General features: G+C 67.9%; 15 protein-coding genes. 6 read left to right on the plus strand and 9 right to left on the minus strand.

Going from position 1 to position 15336, the window contains the following annotated elements:
- Window positions 1-7 precede the first annotated feature (7 nt).
- Window positions 8-1450, minus strand: a complete 1443-nt coding sequence (locus ACZYZ7_RS06480; protein ID WP_450071662.1) for an aldehyde dehydrogenase — start codon at window positions 1448-1450, stop codon at window positions 8-10.
- A gap of 150 nt (window positions 1451-1600) precedes the next feature.
- Here ACZYZ7_RS06480 and ACZYZ7_RS06485 point away from each other — a divergent pair, with 150 nt between their 5' ends.
- Both ACZYZ7_RS06485 and ACZYZ7_RS06490 read left to right on the plus strand, forming a co-directional pair.
- Entirely contained in the window at window positions 1601-3970 is a 2370-nt protein-coding gene (locus ACZYZ7_RS06485) for a phosphoketolase family protein (RefSeq protein WP_450071663.1), read from the plus strand.
- Window positions 3971-4008: 38 nt separating this feature from the next.
- Window positions 4009-4773, plus strand: a complete 765-nt coding sequence (locus ACZYZ7_RS06490; RefSeq protein WP_135455072.1) for a CPBP family intramembrane glutamic endopeptidase — start codon at window positions 4009-4011, stop codon at window positions 4771-4773.
- Window positions 4774-4794: 21 nt separating this feature from the next.
- On the opposite strand, the gene ACZYZ7_RS06495 is transcribed toward ACZYZ7_RS06490, so the two are convergent.
- Complete coding sequence (locus tag ACZYZ7_RS06495) at window positions 4795-5379, minus strand: CGNR zinc finger domain-containing protein (RefSeq protein WP_450071664.1); 585 nt, start codon at window positions 5377-5379, stop codon at window positions 4795-4797.
- A 118-nt stretch (window positions 5380-5497) separates the two neighbouring features.
- On the opposite strand from ACZYZ7_RS06495, the gene ACZYZ7_RS06500 reads away from it, so the two are divergent.
- Window positions 5498-5971, plus strand: coding sequence for a hypothetical protein (locus ACZYZ7_RS06500; RefSeq protein ID WP_450071665.1), 474 nt, complete (start codon window positions 5498-5500; stop codon window positions 5969-5971).
- A gap of 1 nt (window position 5972) precedes the next feature.
- On the opposite strand, the gene ACZYZ7_RS06505 is transcribed toward ACZYZ7_RS06500, so the two are convergent.
- From ACZYZ7_RS06505 to ACZYZ7_RS06525, 5 genes are all read right to left on the minus strand, one after another.
- Window positions 5973-7001, minus strand: coding sequence for a zinc-binding alcohol dehydrogenase family protein (locus ACZYZ7_RS06505; RefSeq protein WP_450071754.1), 1029 nt, complete (start codon window positions 6999-7001; stop codon window positions 5973-5975).
- 9 nt (window positions 7002-7010) lie between these two features.
- A complete protein-coding gene (locus tag ACZYZ7_RS06510; protein WP_135455078.1) occupies window positions 7011-7313 on the minus strand; it encodes a GlsB/YeaQ/YmgE family stress response membrane protein in 303 nt (100 codons plus the stop codon).
- Between the two features lie 231 nt (window positions 7314-7544).
- Window positions 7545-8579 (minus strand): APA family fibronectin-binding glycoprotein, encoded by a 1035-nt coding sequence (locus tag ACZYZ7_RS06515; protein ID WP_463740505.1) that lies wholly within the window; start codon window positions 8577-8579, stop codon window positions 7545-7547.
- 235 nt (window positions 8580-8814) lie between these two features.
- Complete coding sequence (locus ACZYZ7_RS06520) at window positions 8815-9912, minus strand: sulfate/molybdate ABC transporter ATP-binding protein (RefSeq protein WP_450071667.1); 1098 nt, start codon at window positions 9910-9912, stop codon at window positions 8815-8817.
- On the minus strand, window positions 9903-10697 hold the full coding sequence (locus ACZYZ7_RS06525; RefSeq protein WP_450071668.1) for an ABC transporter permease: 795 nt from the start codon (window positions 10695-10697) through the stop codon (window positions 9903-9905). Before ACZYZ7_RS06525 ends, ACZYZ7_RS06520 begins: the two co-directional genes overlap by 10 nt.
- 177 nt (window positions 10698-10874) lie before the next feature.
- Here ACZYZ7_RS06525 and ACZYZ7_RS06530 point away from each other — a divergent pair, with 177 nt between their 5' ends.
- From ACZYZ7_RS06530 to ACZYZ7_RS06540, 3 genes are all read left to right on the plus strand, one after another.
- Entirely contained in the window at window positions 10875-11549 is a 675-nt protein-coding gene (locus ACZYZ7_RS06530; RefSeq protein ID WP_450071669.1) for an SDR family oxidoreductase, read from the plus strand.
- A gap of 18 nt (window positions 11550-11567) precedes the next feature.
- Window positions 11568-12494, plus strand: coding sequence for an LLM class F420-dependent oxidoreductase (locus ACZYZ7_RS06535; protein WP_135455087.1), 927 nt, complete (start codon window positions 11568-11570; stop codon window positions 12492-12494).
- Window positions 12495-12623: 129 nt separating this feature from the next.
- The gene (locus ACZYZ7_RS06540) at window positions 12624-13997 is read left to right on the plus strand and encodes an NAD(P)/FAD-dependent oxidoreductase (RefSeq protein ID WP_450071670.1); all 1374 of its coding nucleotides are present in this window, start codon (window positions 12624-12626) and stop codon (window positions 13995-13997) included.
- Here the strand turns inward: ACZYZ7_RS06540 and ACZYZ7_RS06545 are convergent.
- A complete protein-coding gene (locus ACZYZ7_RS06545; protein ID WP_450071671.1) occupies window positions 13994-14650 on the minus strand; it encodes an urease accessory protein UreD in 657 nt (218 codons plus the stop codon). The genes ACZYZ7_RS06540 and ACZYZ7_RS06545 overlap by 4 nt on opposite strands.
- Window positions 14650-15336 (minus strand): urease accessory protein UreG, encoded by a 687-nt coding sequence (ureG, locus tag ACZYZ7_RS06550; protein ID WP_135455094.1) that lies wholly within the window; start codon window positions 15334-15336, stop codon window positions 14650-14652. Before ureG ends, ACZYZ7_RS06545 begins: the two co-directional genes overlap by 1 nt.

Genomic DNA, 15336 nt, shown 5'->3' on the forward strand with positions numbered 1-15336 from the left:
CACGAACCTAGCCGACGCGGTAGATGGACTTGAGGATCTGGTAGGCGGCCAAACCCTCGGGCCCCAATTCGCGCCCCATGCCACTGGATTTCACGCCGCCGAACGGCGCGCCCATGTCCAGTTGATAGTCGTTGATCCCGATGGTGCCGGTGTGTACCGCCCTGGCGATGTTCGTGGCCCGCTCCACGTCCGTGGACCACACGCTGCCGCCGAGACCGAACTCGCTGTCGTTGGCGATGGCCACCGCATCGTCGTCGCCGTCGTACGGGATGACCGTCAGCACCGGCCCGAAGATCTCCTCCTGCGCGATCCGCGCCGAGTTGTCCACCTCGGCGAACACGGTCGGCGAGACGAACCAGCCGCGCGGTTGATCGGCGGGAACCGACCCGCCCGCCACCAGCTTGGCTCCCTCACCCAGTCCCACCTCGATGTAGTCCAGCACCCGCCGTCGCTGCCGGGCGCTGACCAGCGGCCCGACCTCGGTCGCCGGGTCCAACGGATCACCCACCTGCAACCCGTCGGCCAGAGCCGCCACCGCCTCGACCACCTCGTCATATCGCGAACGGGGGGCCAGCACGCGCGAATTGAGATGACAGGTTTGACCGTTGTTGACGAACGACGCGCTGCGTAGCCCGCGGATCGTCGCGCCCAGGTCGGCATCGTCGAGCACGATCGCCGCCGACTTCCCGCCGAGCTCCAGGGTGACCGGACGCATCAGCCGCCCGCACACCTCGGCGATCTTGCGCCCGGCCGCCGTCGACCCGGTGAAGGCGACCTTGTCGATCCCGGGATGCGACACCAGATGCGCCCCGGCATCGGGTCCACCGGCCAGCACGTTCAACACCCCCGGCGGCAGTCCGGCCTCGGTCGCCGCGTCCCCGAAAACCAGTGCGTCCAGGGCTGTTTCCGGTGCCGCTTTGAGTACCACGGTGCAGCCCGCGGCCAGTGCGGGCGCAAACTTCATCGCGGCCAGCGCCTGCGGGTAGTTCCACGGGATGACCGCCGCGACCACGCCGACCGGTTCACGCCGCACGATTGTGTGGCCGATCATGCTCGGCCGGGTCTCCTCGACGCCGGTCTCCACGATCAGCGCGGCGTAGTAGCGCAGCAGCGCCGCGGGAAATGCGCCGTTTGCCCCGCGCGACAGGGCGAGCGGCATCCCGTTCTCCCGGCTGCACAGTTCCCTGGTTCTGTTCGCCCGGGACTGCAGCGCGTCGGCGAACCGGATCAGTACCGCGGCACGCTCGGCCAGCGGAACCTCCCGCCAGCCGGGCAATGCGGCGCGGGCCGCAGCGACCGCCCGGTCGACCTCGGATTCATTTGCTGCACAGCCTGATCCGAGGGGTTCGCCGGTGCCGGCCTCGATCACCGGCTCGGCCCGCTCGGCAGTACGGAACGCACCGTCAATGAACAACTGGGCGGGCTCGCCCGGCGCGGGAACGCGATCCATGATGGGCTCCGATCTGCGTGAGTTCTCAGGCTGTGAATAGCACATCGGGCCGGGTGCGGCGGGGTATTTCGCGCGGCGTTGGTTGACCCGTACGAAATCAGGTACCCGGATCGTGGGCGCCATTCACCGACACCCGCCACTATGGAGAACATGAGCGACGCGACCCTCTCACCGGCACTGACCGACACAGAACTCGAGCAGCTCAACGCCTACTGGCGGGCGGCCAACTATTTGTCCGTCGGCCAGATCTATCTTCTGGACAACCCGTTGCTCCACGAGCGGCTGGCCGCGGAGCACGTCAAACCGCGGCTGCTGGGCCACTGGGGCACCACTCCGGGTTTGAACCTGCTGTACGCGCACCTCAACCGGATCATCCGTGAGCGCGACGCGAACGTCATCTACGTGACCGGGCCCGGTCATGGTGGTCCGGGCCTGGTGGCCAACGCTTATCTCGAAGGCACCTACAGCGAGGTCTACACCGGTATCGGGCAGGACACCGATGGCCTGCGGAAACTGTTCCGCCAGTTCTCGTTTCCCGGCGGGATTCCCAGCCACGTGGCCGCCGAGACACCCGGCTCCATCCACGAGGGCGGCGAACTCGGGTACGCACTGGTGCACGCCTACGGCGCCGCGTTCGACAATCCGGACCTCGTGGTGGCCTGCGTCGTCGGCGACGGTGAGGCCGAGACCGGCCCGCTGGCCGCCAGCTGGCATTCGAACAAGTTCCTCAACCCCGTCGTCGACGGTGCGGTGCTGCCGATCCTGCACCTCAACGGCTACAAGATCGCCAATCCCACAGTGCTGTCCCGCATTCCGGCCGAGGAACTCGAATCGCTGTTCTACGGCTACGGCTATCGCCCCATCACCGTGGCCGGGGACGACCCGGCCATTGTGCACCAGGAGCTGGCCGCGGCCATGGACGAAGCGTTCGACGAGATCGCGGCGATCCAGCGCGCGGCCCGCCTCGACGACGAGCCGGGCCGTCCGCTGTGGCCGATGATCATCCTGCGCACTCCCAAGGGCTGGACCGGCCCCCACGAGGTGGACGGGAAACTGGTCGAGGGCACCTGGCGCGCACACCAGGTGCCGCTTTCCGAGACCCGGACCAACCCGTCGCACATGGCGCAGCTGGAGACGTGGCTGCGCAGCTACCGGCCCGAGGAGTTGTTCGACGCAGACGGGGCGCTGCGGCCCGATCTGCGGGCCCTGGCGCCCTCGGGCACCCGGCGGATGAGCGCCAACCCGCATGCCAACGGCGGACTGCTGTTGCGTGACCTCGACCTGCCCGACTTCACCGACTACGCGGTCACCGTCGAGAGCCCGGGCACCGGGATGGCCGAAGCCACCCGGGTGCTCGGCACGTTCCTGCGTGATGTGATCGCCGACAATCCGGACCGCTTCCGGCTGATGGGTCCGGACGAAACCGCCTCGAACCGTCTGGCCGCGGTGTTCGAGACGACCGACAAGGCCTGGGAGGGCGAGATCCTGCCCGTCGACGAGAACCTGGCCCCCGATGGCCGGGTGATGGAAGTGCTCTCTGAGCATCTGTGCCAGGGCTGGCTGGAGGGATATCTGCTGACCGGACGCCACGGGTTGTTCAACTGCTACGAAGCCTTCGTCCACATCGTCGACTCCATGCTCAACCAGCACGCCAAGTGGTTGTTCAGTAGCTCGCATCTGACCTGGCGCCAGCCGATCGCGTCGCTGAACTATCTGCTGACCTCCCATGTCTGGCGCCAGGACCACAACGGTGCCTCGCATCAGGATCCGGGCTTCATCGACCACGTCGCCAACAAGCGTCCCGAGGTGGTGCGCGTCTACCTGCCGCCGGACGCCAACACCCTGCTGTCGGTCGCGGACCACTGCCTGCGCAGCCGCCAGTACGTGAACGTCATCGTGGCCGGAAAGCAACCGGCCCTGACATACCTGACGATGGACGAGGCGGTCGCGCACTGCACCCGCGGGCTCGGGATCTGGGAGTGGGCCGGCAATACGACCGGGGAACCCGACGTGGTGCTCGCCTGCGCCGGGGACATCCCGACGCTGGAGACGCTGGCCGCCGCCGACATCCTGCGCCGTCGACTCCCCGAGGTGAGAGTCCGGGTGGTCAACGTCGTCGACATCATGCGCTTGCAACCCGAGTCCGAGCATCCGCACGGGCTGTCCGAGCGCGAGTTCGACTCGATCTTCACCACGGACAAGCCCATCATCTTCGCCTATCACGGCTACCCCTGGCTGATTCACCGGCTGGCCTACCGGCACACCAACCACGCCCAGCTACACGTGCGGGGGTTCAAGGAGCGGGGCACGACAACGACGCCGTTCGACATGGTGATGCTCAACGACCTCGACCGGTTCCACTTGGTCATGGATGTGATCGACCGAGTCGAGGGGCTCGCGGTCAGCGCCGCGGGGCTCCGTCAGGAAATGGTCGACGCGCGACTCGCCGCCCGGCGCTACACCCGGGAACACGGCGAGGACGATCCGGCGATCTCCCAGTGGACGTGGAATGCGGTGTGACCTGGGTAATTGCGCCGCACCGGTACGATTGGCAAGTTATGTCTGATCAGAGCGCCGTGGCCGCGCATCCCCATCCGCTGGTGGCCCAGCTCTCGGCATTGCACCATTTCCGGATCTACGCCGACATCGGCATCGTCGTCGTCATCCTCACGCTGACCAACCTCATCGCGCACTTCACCACCCCGTGGGCCAGCATCGCCACCGTCCCGGCGGCCGCGGTGGGCCTGCTGGTCCTGGTGCGGGCCCGCGGCCTGGGCTGGGCAGAGCTGGGGCTGGGCCGCGAACACTGGCGCTCCGGCGCCGGGTACGCCCTGGGTGCCGTCGCACTCGTGGTCTCGGTGATCGCGATCGGCGCGGCGCTGCCGTGGACCCGGCCGATGTTCATGAACGACAACTACGCGACCGTCTCGGGTGCGCTGCTCGCGTCGATGGTGATCATCCCGCTGCAGACCGTGATCCCCGAGGAGTTGGCGTTTCGCGGTGTGCTGCACGGAGCCCTGAACCGGGCCTGGGGTTTTCGCGGCGTCGCAGCCGGTGGTTCGCTGTTGTTCGGCCTGTGGCACATCGCCAGTTCGCTCGGGCTGACGAGTGAGAACGTCGGCTTCACGCGACTGTTCGGTGGCGGCGTGTTCGGCATGCTCGCCGGTGTGGTGCTGGCCGTGGTGGCCACCGGCATCGCCGGTTTCGTGTTCACCTGGCTGCGGCGGCGCAGCGGCAGCCTGATCGCCCCGATCGCCCTGCACTGGTCACTCAACGGGGTGGGTGCACTGGCGGCCGCCCTGGTCTGGCATCTGTCGACCTAATTCGCGCCTCCGGCACGGGACCTAATTCGCGCCTCCGGCACGGCGACGCGCCCGGAACTCACGGTTCTTCAGCTTGTTCCCACACTCGGACATCACGCACCAGGTACCGCCATGGTTGCGGGACCGGTCGTAGAACGCCCACGTGCATTCATCGTTCGCACACGCCTTGAGCCGTGCCCACGTACCGTCCTGCTGCGCGTCGCGCATCACCAGCAGCAGCTCCAGCAGGCGCTCGCCCACGCCCTCTCCTGCGGCTGACAACCGCACCTGCCCGTCGGGGTTCACGTCGACCTTTGCGGTGGACGCGTCGGTGAGCGCCTGCAGCACGGCGAGCTGACCGGCATCCGGCGGTGCACCGCCGGTGTTGTGAATCAGCAGCGCGCGCAGTGCTTCGCGCACCCGGCGCACCAGGTCCAGTTCGGCTGCGGTCGGGCTTGCCCCTACGGCGAGCAACCCGTTGGCCGCCAGCCAGGGCGCCGCGTCGTCGGGATCTGCGAGGCGGTCGATTCCGGCAGGTAACTCGATCGTGTTGACCAGGGCCTGAATCCGGGCCAGCGGTCCGGGCGCGGGTTTGGTCTCGGAGTCACCGGCCCACGTCGTCGTCATCGCTCCAGCGTACCGCCGTGACCACTAAATTGGTTTGACTAGTCATTCATGACCAGCGTACGGTAATAGATAGTCACGATCTCCGGACTGGGCATACGGAAAAATACGAGGTATCGCCGTGAACGACAACCGAATTTCTGCGACACCCGCGACCTCAGTCCGCCGTGTACCCATCCCCTGCCGCGCCTCGATCCGCGCCCGCCTGACCGCACGCATCCGGTCGGGTCGCCTCGACGCCATGCTTGCCGTCGGCGCGCCGATCACCCCGGGCAGCGCGATCGCCGCGCGCGCGGCCCGGCTGACGTCGGCCTCCGAGCGCGAGGCGATCGCCCGCGTACTGCGCCGCTGCGTGCGTGATGCCGCCAACGACACCATCTTGTGGTCGTCGCGAATCCCGTTACACCGGAAGAACATTGCCGCAGCGGAGATGATGATCGACGCGATCACCCTGCGGCTGCACTCACCTGCGCCGGTGGACGCGCGCGGCATGGCCCGGCTCAGCCGGGTGATCAATGACGGACTCGGACCGATGTACGCGTTCGGCCACGGTGACCTGAACGGCAGATTGGGCGCTGCGCTAGCCGCGCTCTGAACTACACCCGCAGCACCGCAGCACCCGCGACATGGCCGGCGCTCAGATCGGCCAGCGCCTCGTCCGCACGGTCCAGGCCGTACACGGGAGTGCTGACCGCCATCCGGTGGCCACCGGCGAACGTCAGGAATTCTCGGGCGTCGGCACGGGTGTTGGCGGTGACCGAGCGGATCTCGCGTTCCTGGAACAGGTGCCGTTGATAGTTCAAGGTCGGGATGTCGCTGAGGTGGATGCCCGCGATCGCCAGCACGCCCCCACGGTCCAGTGCCGCCAGAGCGGGCAGCACCAGATCCCCCACGGGAGCGAACAGGATCGCGGCATCCAATGGCTCAGGCGGCATGTCGGCGCTGCCCTGCACCGACGACGCACCCAGTGCCAGCGCGAGTTCGCGGGAGCGCTCGCCACGGGTCATCACATGCACGCGGGCCCCCTGCGCCAACGCCACCTGAGCGGTCAGGTGCGCACTACCGCCGAAGCCGTAGATACCCAGCCGCCCACCCTGCGGTAGGTCGGTGCGCAACAGCGACCGATAGCCGATGATCCCAGCGCACAACAACGGCGCCAGCTCGACATCGGAGTAACCGGTCGGCAGCCGGAGCGCGAATGCAGCCGGGACGGTGGTGAATTCGGCATAGCCGCCGTCAGCATCCCAGCCCGTGTACCGCGAGGACGGACAGAGATTCTCCCGACCACGCACACAGTAGGCACACCGCCCACACGTGTGGCGCAGCCAGGCCACGCCGACGCGATCACCCGGCGCGAACCCGCCGCCGGCCTCGGGGCCGACCGCGATCACCTCACCGACAACTTCGTGCCCGGGTATCACCCGCGGCCGGTGCACGGCCAAATCACCTTCCGCCACATGCAGATCCGTACGACACACCCCGCAGGCCAGGACCGCGACGAGCAGCTCGTCAGGCCCCGGTCGCGGGGTGGACACGTTAACCCGTTGCAGCGGATGCGAACTCACCGGACCCGGGCTGACGACCTGCCAGGCCGTCATGGTCCCAGCGGTTCCGGTCGGCATCAGCCGCTCCGGTCAGCTGCGCTTACGTACCAATCCGACAAGCCAGAGCAGGATCACCGATCCGAGGATCGCGGTGAACAGGGTGAACCACCACCCGCCGCCGGCAGTGTTGAGGAAAAAGCTGAGTAGGAACCCGCCGATGAGCGCGCCGATCACACCGATGACGATGTTCATCAGAATGCCCTGGCCGCCGCCCTCGACGATCTTGCCGGCGATCCACCCGGCGATCGCGCCGATGATGATGTAGCCGATCCAGCCGACACTCGTCAGTGTGGAGGAACGCGCCAGGATTTCGGTAGCCGCCATTACGTCCATTGCAGGTCTCCTGCCTGTCACTGGCCATGCTCAGCGGGCTCGCTGAGCCTCACCCAAGGTGTACCTCCCGAACGTAACGATTCGGTTGGCTGTTTGGGAACGATCAACGTTCACCTATGGGTTTCCCACGGCACAGACAGGTCACACCTGTGTGTGCAGACGAAAAATCACGTGGCTTAGAAATGTCTCACGCCGACCCTGAACAGGGCCGGCGTGAGCAATGAACGGATATCAGGCCGGGGGCTGCATCTCCGGCGGAGCGTTGGTGACCGGCACCGGCACCCCGACACCCGGACGGGCAGGCGGCGCGTTCGGGTCGGCCGGCGGCGGTGCCGCATTGGGATCGCCTGCGGGTGGCGCCGGCGGCGTCCACGGCCGGATCGAGTTGGCCAGCGTCGCGGCGGCAGCCTTGTCCACCGGATGGCTGGCCGACCCCAGCCAGACCACGAACCAGCGTTCCGGTGCGCGTTGCCCGCGCGGGGTTCCCGGGGCGGGCGGCGCGCCGACCACACCGGCCCAGATCTGGCCGTTGGGCTTGTTGGTATCGGTGAACTTCACCTCGTAGTACGAGGCGACGCCGCTGAGCCCGTTGGCGTCGAGCGGCACGGTCTCCTGATTCACCCGGGTCCCGGGGAACGGCATGAAGAACTCACCCATGTCGGAGGCCAGGCGGACGGCAGCCTTGGCGTTGTCAGACTCGGCGCCTGCGAACAACTTCAGGTCGAGGCGCCCGAGCAGCACACTGGTGTCGTTCGGCGGTTCAGGCGTGCCCTCCGGCGGGATCTTGGTCAACAACGCCTGCCCATAGGACAACTGGGTCGCGTCGGACACCTTCCAGCCTCCGGGGACGACGTAGCTGAACCCGCCTGCGGCGTTGTCGATGCGGCCGGGCTCCGGCGCGGGAGCAGCAGGTGCCGCGGCCGGGGAGTTCGGGTCAGCAGGTGCCGGGGCCGGCGCGTTCGGGTCAACGGGAGCCGGAGCCGGCGCGGGAGCCGGAGCGGGTGCATTGGGATCGACAGGCGCCGCCGCGGCCGGGGCCCCGGGAGCGGGAGCGGGAGCGGGAGCGGGAGCGGGAGCGGGAGCAGGTGCGGCCGGGGCACCGGGCACTGCCGGGGCGGGCGCCGGCACCGGGGGCGCCGGCTCGGGATCCGCATACGCCACCGCCGGCAGCGCAACGGCCGCGGCGGTCGCGCCGGTCATCGCAACCAGCGCCAGCTTCTTCGACAGACCTCTGCGCCGATGTGACATCGCATCCGACTCGTCCATGGGGAAGAAACTACCGTGTTACGGCCGTGACGCAAGTGTGAGTTGCTCTTAGAGTGCCAAAAAGTGCGATTGCGACAGATGAGATATGCCCAGCTAGGCAGCAGGGTGACAAGTTGCTGAAGCGTGGGTGTGTCGGGCGCCACGCCGGACCTGGCAACCCACCTTCGACACCCGCGGTGCCGCGACCCTCACAACGTGATTCGGACGTGCGCGCACATGCGTTACGCCGCGCAGGTCAGTTACTTCCGGCGCCCGCAGGGTGGACAGCAACCTCCTGCGCCTTCACCGAGAAGTACACCGTGTCCCCAGGGGTCAGTCGCAGCTCGGCGGCCGATTCGGCGGTGATGTCAGCGGCCAGGCCCGGTGCACCGTCGGGCTGTTCATCGGCCCGCACCCGGATGCCGGGCCCCCGGCTGTCCAGCTCCGCGACCGTCACCGCGACGGTGTTGCGCGGACTGCCATGTGGCTCGTCCCGGTACACCGAGACCGACGCCGGCGAGAACACCGCTACCACCGGCGCCCCGGGCCGGACCTCGACCGCCGGCGTGCCCTGCCAATTCGCTTCCCATGCGGTGACCACCACGCCGTCGCCGGCAGCCGTGCCGCCGATCAGGTTCACCCCGGCGAACCGCGCCCCGAAATGACTCTTGGGCGTCGCCAACACCTCTGCAGCAGAACCACTTTCAATGATCCGCCCGCTCTCCACCACAATCACCCGATCGGCCAGCGTGAGTACGTCGAGCAAGTCATGGGTGATCAGCACCGCACACCTGCCGCCCGTCGTCAGCACCCGCCGCAACACCCTGCGCATCGACGCGGCCACGGCCACGTCCAAACCCGCCAGCGGTTCGTCGAGCAACAGCACCTCGGGATCGGCGGCCAACGCCCGGGCCAGCGCGACGCGCTGAGCCTGGCCACCCGACAACTGGCGCGGCCGCCGGTGGGCCAGATCCGTGGCGTCGACCTCGGCCAACCACCGGTGCGCGGTCTCATGCGCGGCGCGTCGCCCGAGCCGGCGCCCGCTGCGGGCACCGAATGCCACATTGGCCAGCACACTCAGATGCGGAAATAGCAGGGAGTCCTGCAACAGCAGGCCGACCCGGCGGGCATGGGTCGGCACCTGCACACCCGCTGCCGCGTCGGTGAGCACCCGATCACCCACCTGGATGCGCCCGGCGTCCAGGCCGACCAATCCGGCGATCGAATGCAGGGTGGTCGACTTGCCCGCGCCGTTGGGGCCCAGTACCGCGAGCACCTCTCCGGCCGCCACACCGAACTCCAGGTCCAGGCCGCGGTTCTCGACGACAGCGCGCACATGCAGCGTCATGCCCATCCCCCGGCCCGCAGCCGTCGACTGCCGAGACCGATGACCACCACCGCAGCCACCACCACCAACAGCACCGACAACGCCACAGCGGCGTCGGCGTCACTCTCGCGCTGCAGGTAGATCTCCAGCGGAAGGGTGCGGGTGACGCCCTGGCGCGACCCCGCGAACGTGAGCGTGGCGCCGAACTCGCCGAGGGAGCGCGCGAAGGCCAGCACGGCTCCCGAGATCAGGCCGGGTCCCAACAGCGGGAGGGTCACCCGCCACCACACCGTCGCCGGCGACGCACCCAGCGTCGCCGCCACGACCTCGAAATCGGCGCCGGCGGTGCGGGCCGCCCCTTCCAGCGAGATGACCAGGAACGGCAACGATACGAACGTCTGCGCCAGCACGACCGCCACCGTGGTGAAGGCGATCTGCACCCCGGCGCCCTCCAGATACCGGCCGACCAGCCCGAGCCGGCCGAAGGCGTACAGCAGCGCGATGCCGCCGACCACCGGCGGAAGCACCAGCGGCAGCAGGATCAGCGGCCGCACGATCCGGGCGACGAGCCCTTCGGCGCGGGCCAGCACCAGCGCGAGCGGGACACCGAACAGCACGCACAACACAGTGCTCGCCAGCGAGGTCTCCAGACTGAGTTTCAACGCCGCGGTGGACGACGTGCTGGTGACCAGCGACCCGAACTGCGGCCAGTTCACCTTCGCCACCATCGCAACCATCGGTAGCACGACGAATATCGCGCCCGCCGCGGCAGGGAGATAGATCCAGCGCGGAAGCCGTGGCGGATTCGTCACGATGTAGCCCCGGTGACGACGTCGACGCAGATGAGAGCGCTGGGTCGGGTCATCCGCGCAACCTTAGGTGAGCCGGCACGGGCGCGCCGGGTTTCGTCTCCTAGCTACTGTCCAGTAACATTGGCCGATGGTCGCCCCCGTCCGGCGCGGCGATCCCCGGGTACATGGAGGTACATCATGGCGGAGGTGCTGGTCACCGGCGGCGACACTGAACTGGGCCGCGCGATCGCGGCAGGTTTTCTCGACGCAGGCCACAACGTGGTCATCGCCGGCGCCCGCCGCGAAGATCTGGAATTGGCCGCCAAACAGCTCGACGTCGCGTCGATCGTGTTCGACAACACCGATCCCGCCAGCCTCGAGAGCGCCCGCGCGCTGTTTCCCCATCACCTCGACACCCTTGTGAACGTCCCGGCCCCGTTGTTCGAGGCCAAGGACCCCCGCACGTTCACGCTGACCGATCTGGCCACCGCGTGGCGCAATGCGCTGGATGCCAACGTGGTCTCCGCGGTGCTGACCGTGCAGATCGTCGGCGATCACCTGCGCTCGGGCGGTTCCATCATCAACGTCGTGCCCACAAGCCCGCGTGAGGGCAGCGCAGAAGCTGCCGTCAAGGCGGCCATCGGCGATTGGACCGCCGGTCAGGCCACATACTTCGGCACCCGCGGAATCACCGTCAACGCCATCGCCCCCGGCCTGTCGGCCGAGCCCGGCTACGACGGCCTGGGCAGCACGCCGCCGTCCGTCGCCGACGAATTCGCCCGTCTCGCAGTATTTTTGAGCACCCCGGCGGCTCGCCACATCACCGGGCAGACGATGCACGTCAGCCGCGGAGCATTGGCCACTCTGGGCTAGAGGGTTACGGTAGATGGAGTGACGATCCGACTCGGACTCCAGATACCCAATTTCTCCTACGGCACCGGTGTCGCCGAACTGTTCCCCACCGTCATCGCCCAGGCGCAGGAAGCCGAGGCCGCGGGCTTCGACTCCGTCTTCGTGATGGACCACTTCTATCAGTTGCCCGGCCTCGGCACCCCCGACCAGCCGATGCTGGAGGCCTACACCGCACTGGGTGCGCTGGCCACCGCGACGCAAAATGTGCAGCTGGGCACCCTGGTCACCGGCAACACCTACCGCAACCCCACGCTGCTGGCCAAGGCCATCACCACGCTCGACGTGGTCAGCGCGGGCCGAGCGATTCTGGGCATCGGCACCGGATGGTTCGAGCTCGAGCACGACAGCCTCGGCTACGAGTTCGGAACCTTCACCGACCGCTTCAACAAGCTCGGCGAGGCGCTGCAGATCATCCTTCCGATGCTCGCCGGCGAGCGCCCGACGTTCAGCGGCAAGTACTATCGCACGGTCGAGGCGATGGCCAATCCCCGCTTCCGCGATCACATTCCGCTGATGATCGGCGGCAGCGGAGAGAAGAAGACGATCCCGCTGGCCGCGCGGCATTTCGACCATCTCAACATCATCGCCAACTTCGACGAACTGCCCCGCAAGCTCGACGTCATCCGACAGCAGTGCGAGCAGATCGACCGTGACCCGGCGACGTTGGAAACCAGCATGCTGGTGATCGCCCTGATCGGCGAGCAGTTCACCGCCGACGCCATCCCGCCCGACTTCCAGCAGCGCGCCGTGTTCGGTAGCGCCGAGCAGATCGCCGAGCAGCTCAAGACCAAGCTCTTCGACACCGGGGTCGACGGCGTCATCCTCAGCCCGGTGACCATGGGCGGATACGTGCCGGGCGGTATCACTGCCGTGGCCGAAGTCTTGAAACCACTGATTTCGGGGTAGCTGAAGTCTTGAAACACTGATTTCGGGGTAAACGTTCGGTGCGGTTGCCCATCTCACCGCGCTGCGGGGAATCGCGCCGACTAACCTATCGGTTGTATCGAGTGGCAAACACGTCCGCGAGGAGCAGCAATGAGCCATCCCGGAGCTACGGCATCGGATCGGCATAAGGTAGTCATCATCGGATCGGGTTTCGGCGGTCTGACCGCCGCCAAGACCCTCAAACGTGCTGACGTCGACGTCAAGCTGATCGCCCGCACCACCCACCACCTGTTCCAGCCGTTGCTGTACCAGGTGGCCACCGGCATCATCTCCGAGGGCGAGATCGCCCCGGCCACCCGCGTGATCCTGCGCAAGCAGAAGAACGCCCAGGTGCTGCTGGGCGACGTCACCCACATCGATCTGGAAAGCCAGACGGTGGATTCGGTGCTGCTCGGACACACCTACTCCACTCCGTACGACAGCCTCATCATCGCCGCGGGCGCCGGGCAGTCCTACTTCGGCAACGACCATTTCGCCGAGTTCGCTCCCGGTATGAAGTCGATCGACGATGCGCTGGAACTCCGTGGCCGCATCCTCGGCGCGTTCGAACAGGCCGAGCGTTCCAGCGACCCGGTGCGCCGGGCCAAGCTCCTGACCTTCACCGTGGTGGGCGCCGGTCCGACAGGTGTCGAAATGGCCGGGCAGATCGCCGAGTTGGCCGACCAGACCCTGCGTGGCAGCTTCCGCCACATCGATCCCACCGAGGCCCGGGTGATCCTGCTCGACGCCGCGCCCGCGGTGCTGCCGCCGATGGGCGAAAAGCTGGGCAAACGGGCCCAGGCCCGGCTGGAGAAGATGGGGGTCGAGGTTCAGCTCGGCGCCATGGTGACCGACGTCGACCGCAACGGCCTGACGGTCAAGGACTCCGACGGCACGCTGCGACGCATCGAATCGGCCTGCAAGGTGTGGTCGGCAGGCGTCTCGGCCAGCCCGCTGGGTAAGGATCTGGCCGAGCAGTCCGGGGTCGAACTGGACCGGGCGGGCCGGGTAAAGGTGGATCCCGACCTGACGATCCCCGGTCATCCCAACGTGTTCGTGGTCGGCGACATGGCCGCTGTGGACGGGGTGCCGGGCGTCGCCCAGGGCGCGATCCAGGGCGGCCGCTACGCGGCCAAGCTGATCAAGCGCGAGGTCGCCGGCACCAGCCCGAAGATCCGAGCCCCGTTCGAGTACTTCGACAAGGGCTCGATGGCCACGGTGTCGCGGTTCTCTGCGGTCGCCAAGGTCGGCCCGATCGAGTTCTCCGGGTTCTTCGCCTGGGTGTGCTGGTTGGTGCTGCACCTGGTGTACATCGTCGGGTTCAAGAGCCGGCTGGTGACGGTGCTGTCCTGGGGTGTGACGTTCCTGAGCACCAAGCGGGGGCAGCTCACCATCACCGAGCAGCAGGCCTACGCCCGCACCAGAATCGAAGAACTCGAGGAAATCGCGGCTTCCGTGCAGGAAACCGAGAAAGCCGCGTCCTAGGCCTCTGTGCCTTCTGCTGTCTGAGGCGGCAGCCGGTCCCCCTGCCAGGTGGCCAGGCTGCCGCCGCGGGCCAGCTCCAGCACAGTCCCGTGCGCCTCGAATGAAGCTGCGGGATAACGCAATTCGCTGATGCAGGCCCGAGGTGCGGCCAGCACATCGTCGCCCACGGCCCCGCAGCCGAGTTCGATGCGATGACGCAACAGCGGCGTCGATTCGACGTCGGCGTACAGCGCTGACGACCAGAACCCTTCCTGCTCACCGGACCTGCCGATCTGGACCCGCTCCCGTATCCGCACCTGCGCGGACTCGGCGAGTCGCAGTCGTGTCGTGGTGTGATGCACCGAGCCGCCGGCCACGACAGTCGGCTGCGGATCGAGGTCCAACTGGCCGGCCACCTCGATCTCCCACTGCGCTACCGACCGCAACGTGTGGCCGCCGGGCAGCACCATCGTCGCGGCCGCGGTGCGGATACGCAGCCGGGCACCGGCTTCCACCACCACGCGCACCGTGAGCGTGTCGCCGCCGAGCGGCGTGGCCGCCGTGGAGATCAGATGCAACGTATCGGGTTCGGTGCAGCGTCCCGCCAGCCCGCCGCGCGCCTCGATCCGCGGCAACCGTCCCGGCGAGGCCACGACAACCACGTTCGGATGCATCACGCCGACGGCGCCTGCGCGACCTTCAACTGCTCACGCACCCAGGCCAGCACCGGACCCGCCGACGGATCCTCGGTCAGTGAGATGAGCGCCGTCGGTCTGTCTGCGCGGACCTTGGCCGCGTCGCGTCGCATCACGTCCAGATCGGCACCCACCAACGGCGCCAGATCGGTCTTGTTGACCACCAGCAGGTCCGAGTACGTCACGCCGGGCCCACCTTTGCGGGGCACCTTGTCTCCGCCGGCCACGTCGACGACGAAGATCTGAACGTCCACCAGGCCCGACGAGAACGTCGCGGTGAGGTTGTCACCACCGGATTCGACGAGGATCAGGTCCAGTGCGGGGTTCGCCTCGATCAGGTCGTCGATGGCATCGAGGTTGGCGGTGATGTCGTCTCGGATCGCGGTATGCGGACATCCCCCGGTCTGGACCGCGGCGATCCGCTCGTCGGGCAGCACCGCATGCCTGCGCAGGAAGTCGGCGTCCTCGGTGGTGTAGATGTCGTTGGTCAGCACGGCCAGCGACAGGTCATCGCGCAACTGCCGGCACAGGGCAGCCACCAGCGCGGTCTTTCCGGACCCGACGGGGCCGCCGACGCCGATGCGCAGCGGCTCGCCGGGGTGGCGCACCCGCTTGGGCCGGTCGACGTGGGTGTGGGGCTCGCCGTCGAGGAAATGCGGTGGCAT

Source organism: Mycobacterium sp. IDUB_17 (assembly GCF_055419465.1).

Bases quoted from the DNA above. Each gene is read 5' to 3' on its own strand.
- ACZYZ7_RS06530 (WP_450071669.1), top strand. From the start codon at position 10,875: ATGGCGGAGGTGCTGGTCACCGGCGGCGACACTGAACTGGGCCGCGCG.
- ACZYZ7_RS06480 (WP_450071662.1), bottom strand. From the start codon at position 1,450: ATGGATCGCGTTCCCGCGCCGGGCGAGCCCGCCCAGTTGTTCATTGAC.
- ACZYZ7_RS06510 (WP_135455078.1), bottom strand. From the start codon at position 7,313: ATGGACGTAATGGCGGCTACCGAAATCCTGGCGCGTTCCTCCACACTG.
- ACZYZ7_RS06540 (WP_450071670.1), top strand. From the start codon at position 12,624: ATGAGCCATCCCGGAGCTACGGCATCGGATCGGCATAAGGTAGTCATC.
- ACZYZ7_RS06545 (WP_450071671.1), bottom strand. From the start codon at position 14,650: ATGCATCCGAACGTGGTTGTCGTGGCCTCGCCGGGACGGTTGCCGCGG.
- ACZYZ7_RS06520 (WP_450071667.1), bottom strand. From the start codon at position 9,912: ATGGGCATGACGCTGCATGTGCGCGCTGTCGTCGAGAACCGCGGCCTG.
- ACZYZ7_RS06495 (WP_450071664.1), bottom strand. From the start codon at position 5,379: ATGACGACGACGTGGGCCGGTGACTCCGAGACCAAACCCGCGCCCGGA.
- ACZYZ7_RS06485 (WP_450071663.1), top strand. From the start codon at position 1,601: ATGAGCGACGCGACCCTCTCACCGGCACTGACCGACACAGAACTCGAG.
- ACZYZ7_RS06490 (WP_135455072.1), top strand. From the start codon at position 4,009: ATGTCTGATCAGAGCGCCGTGGCCGCGCATCCCCATCCGCTGGTGGCC.
- ACZYZ7_RS06515 (WP_463740505.1), bottom strand. From the start codon at position 8,579: ATGGACGAGTCGGATGCGATGTCACATCGGCGCAGAGGTCTGTCGAAG.
- ureG (WP_135455094.1), bottom strand. From the start codon at position 15,336: ATGCCACCGCATTTCCTCGACGGCGAGCCCCACACCCACGTCGACCGG.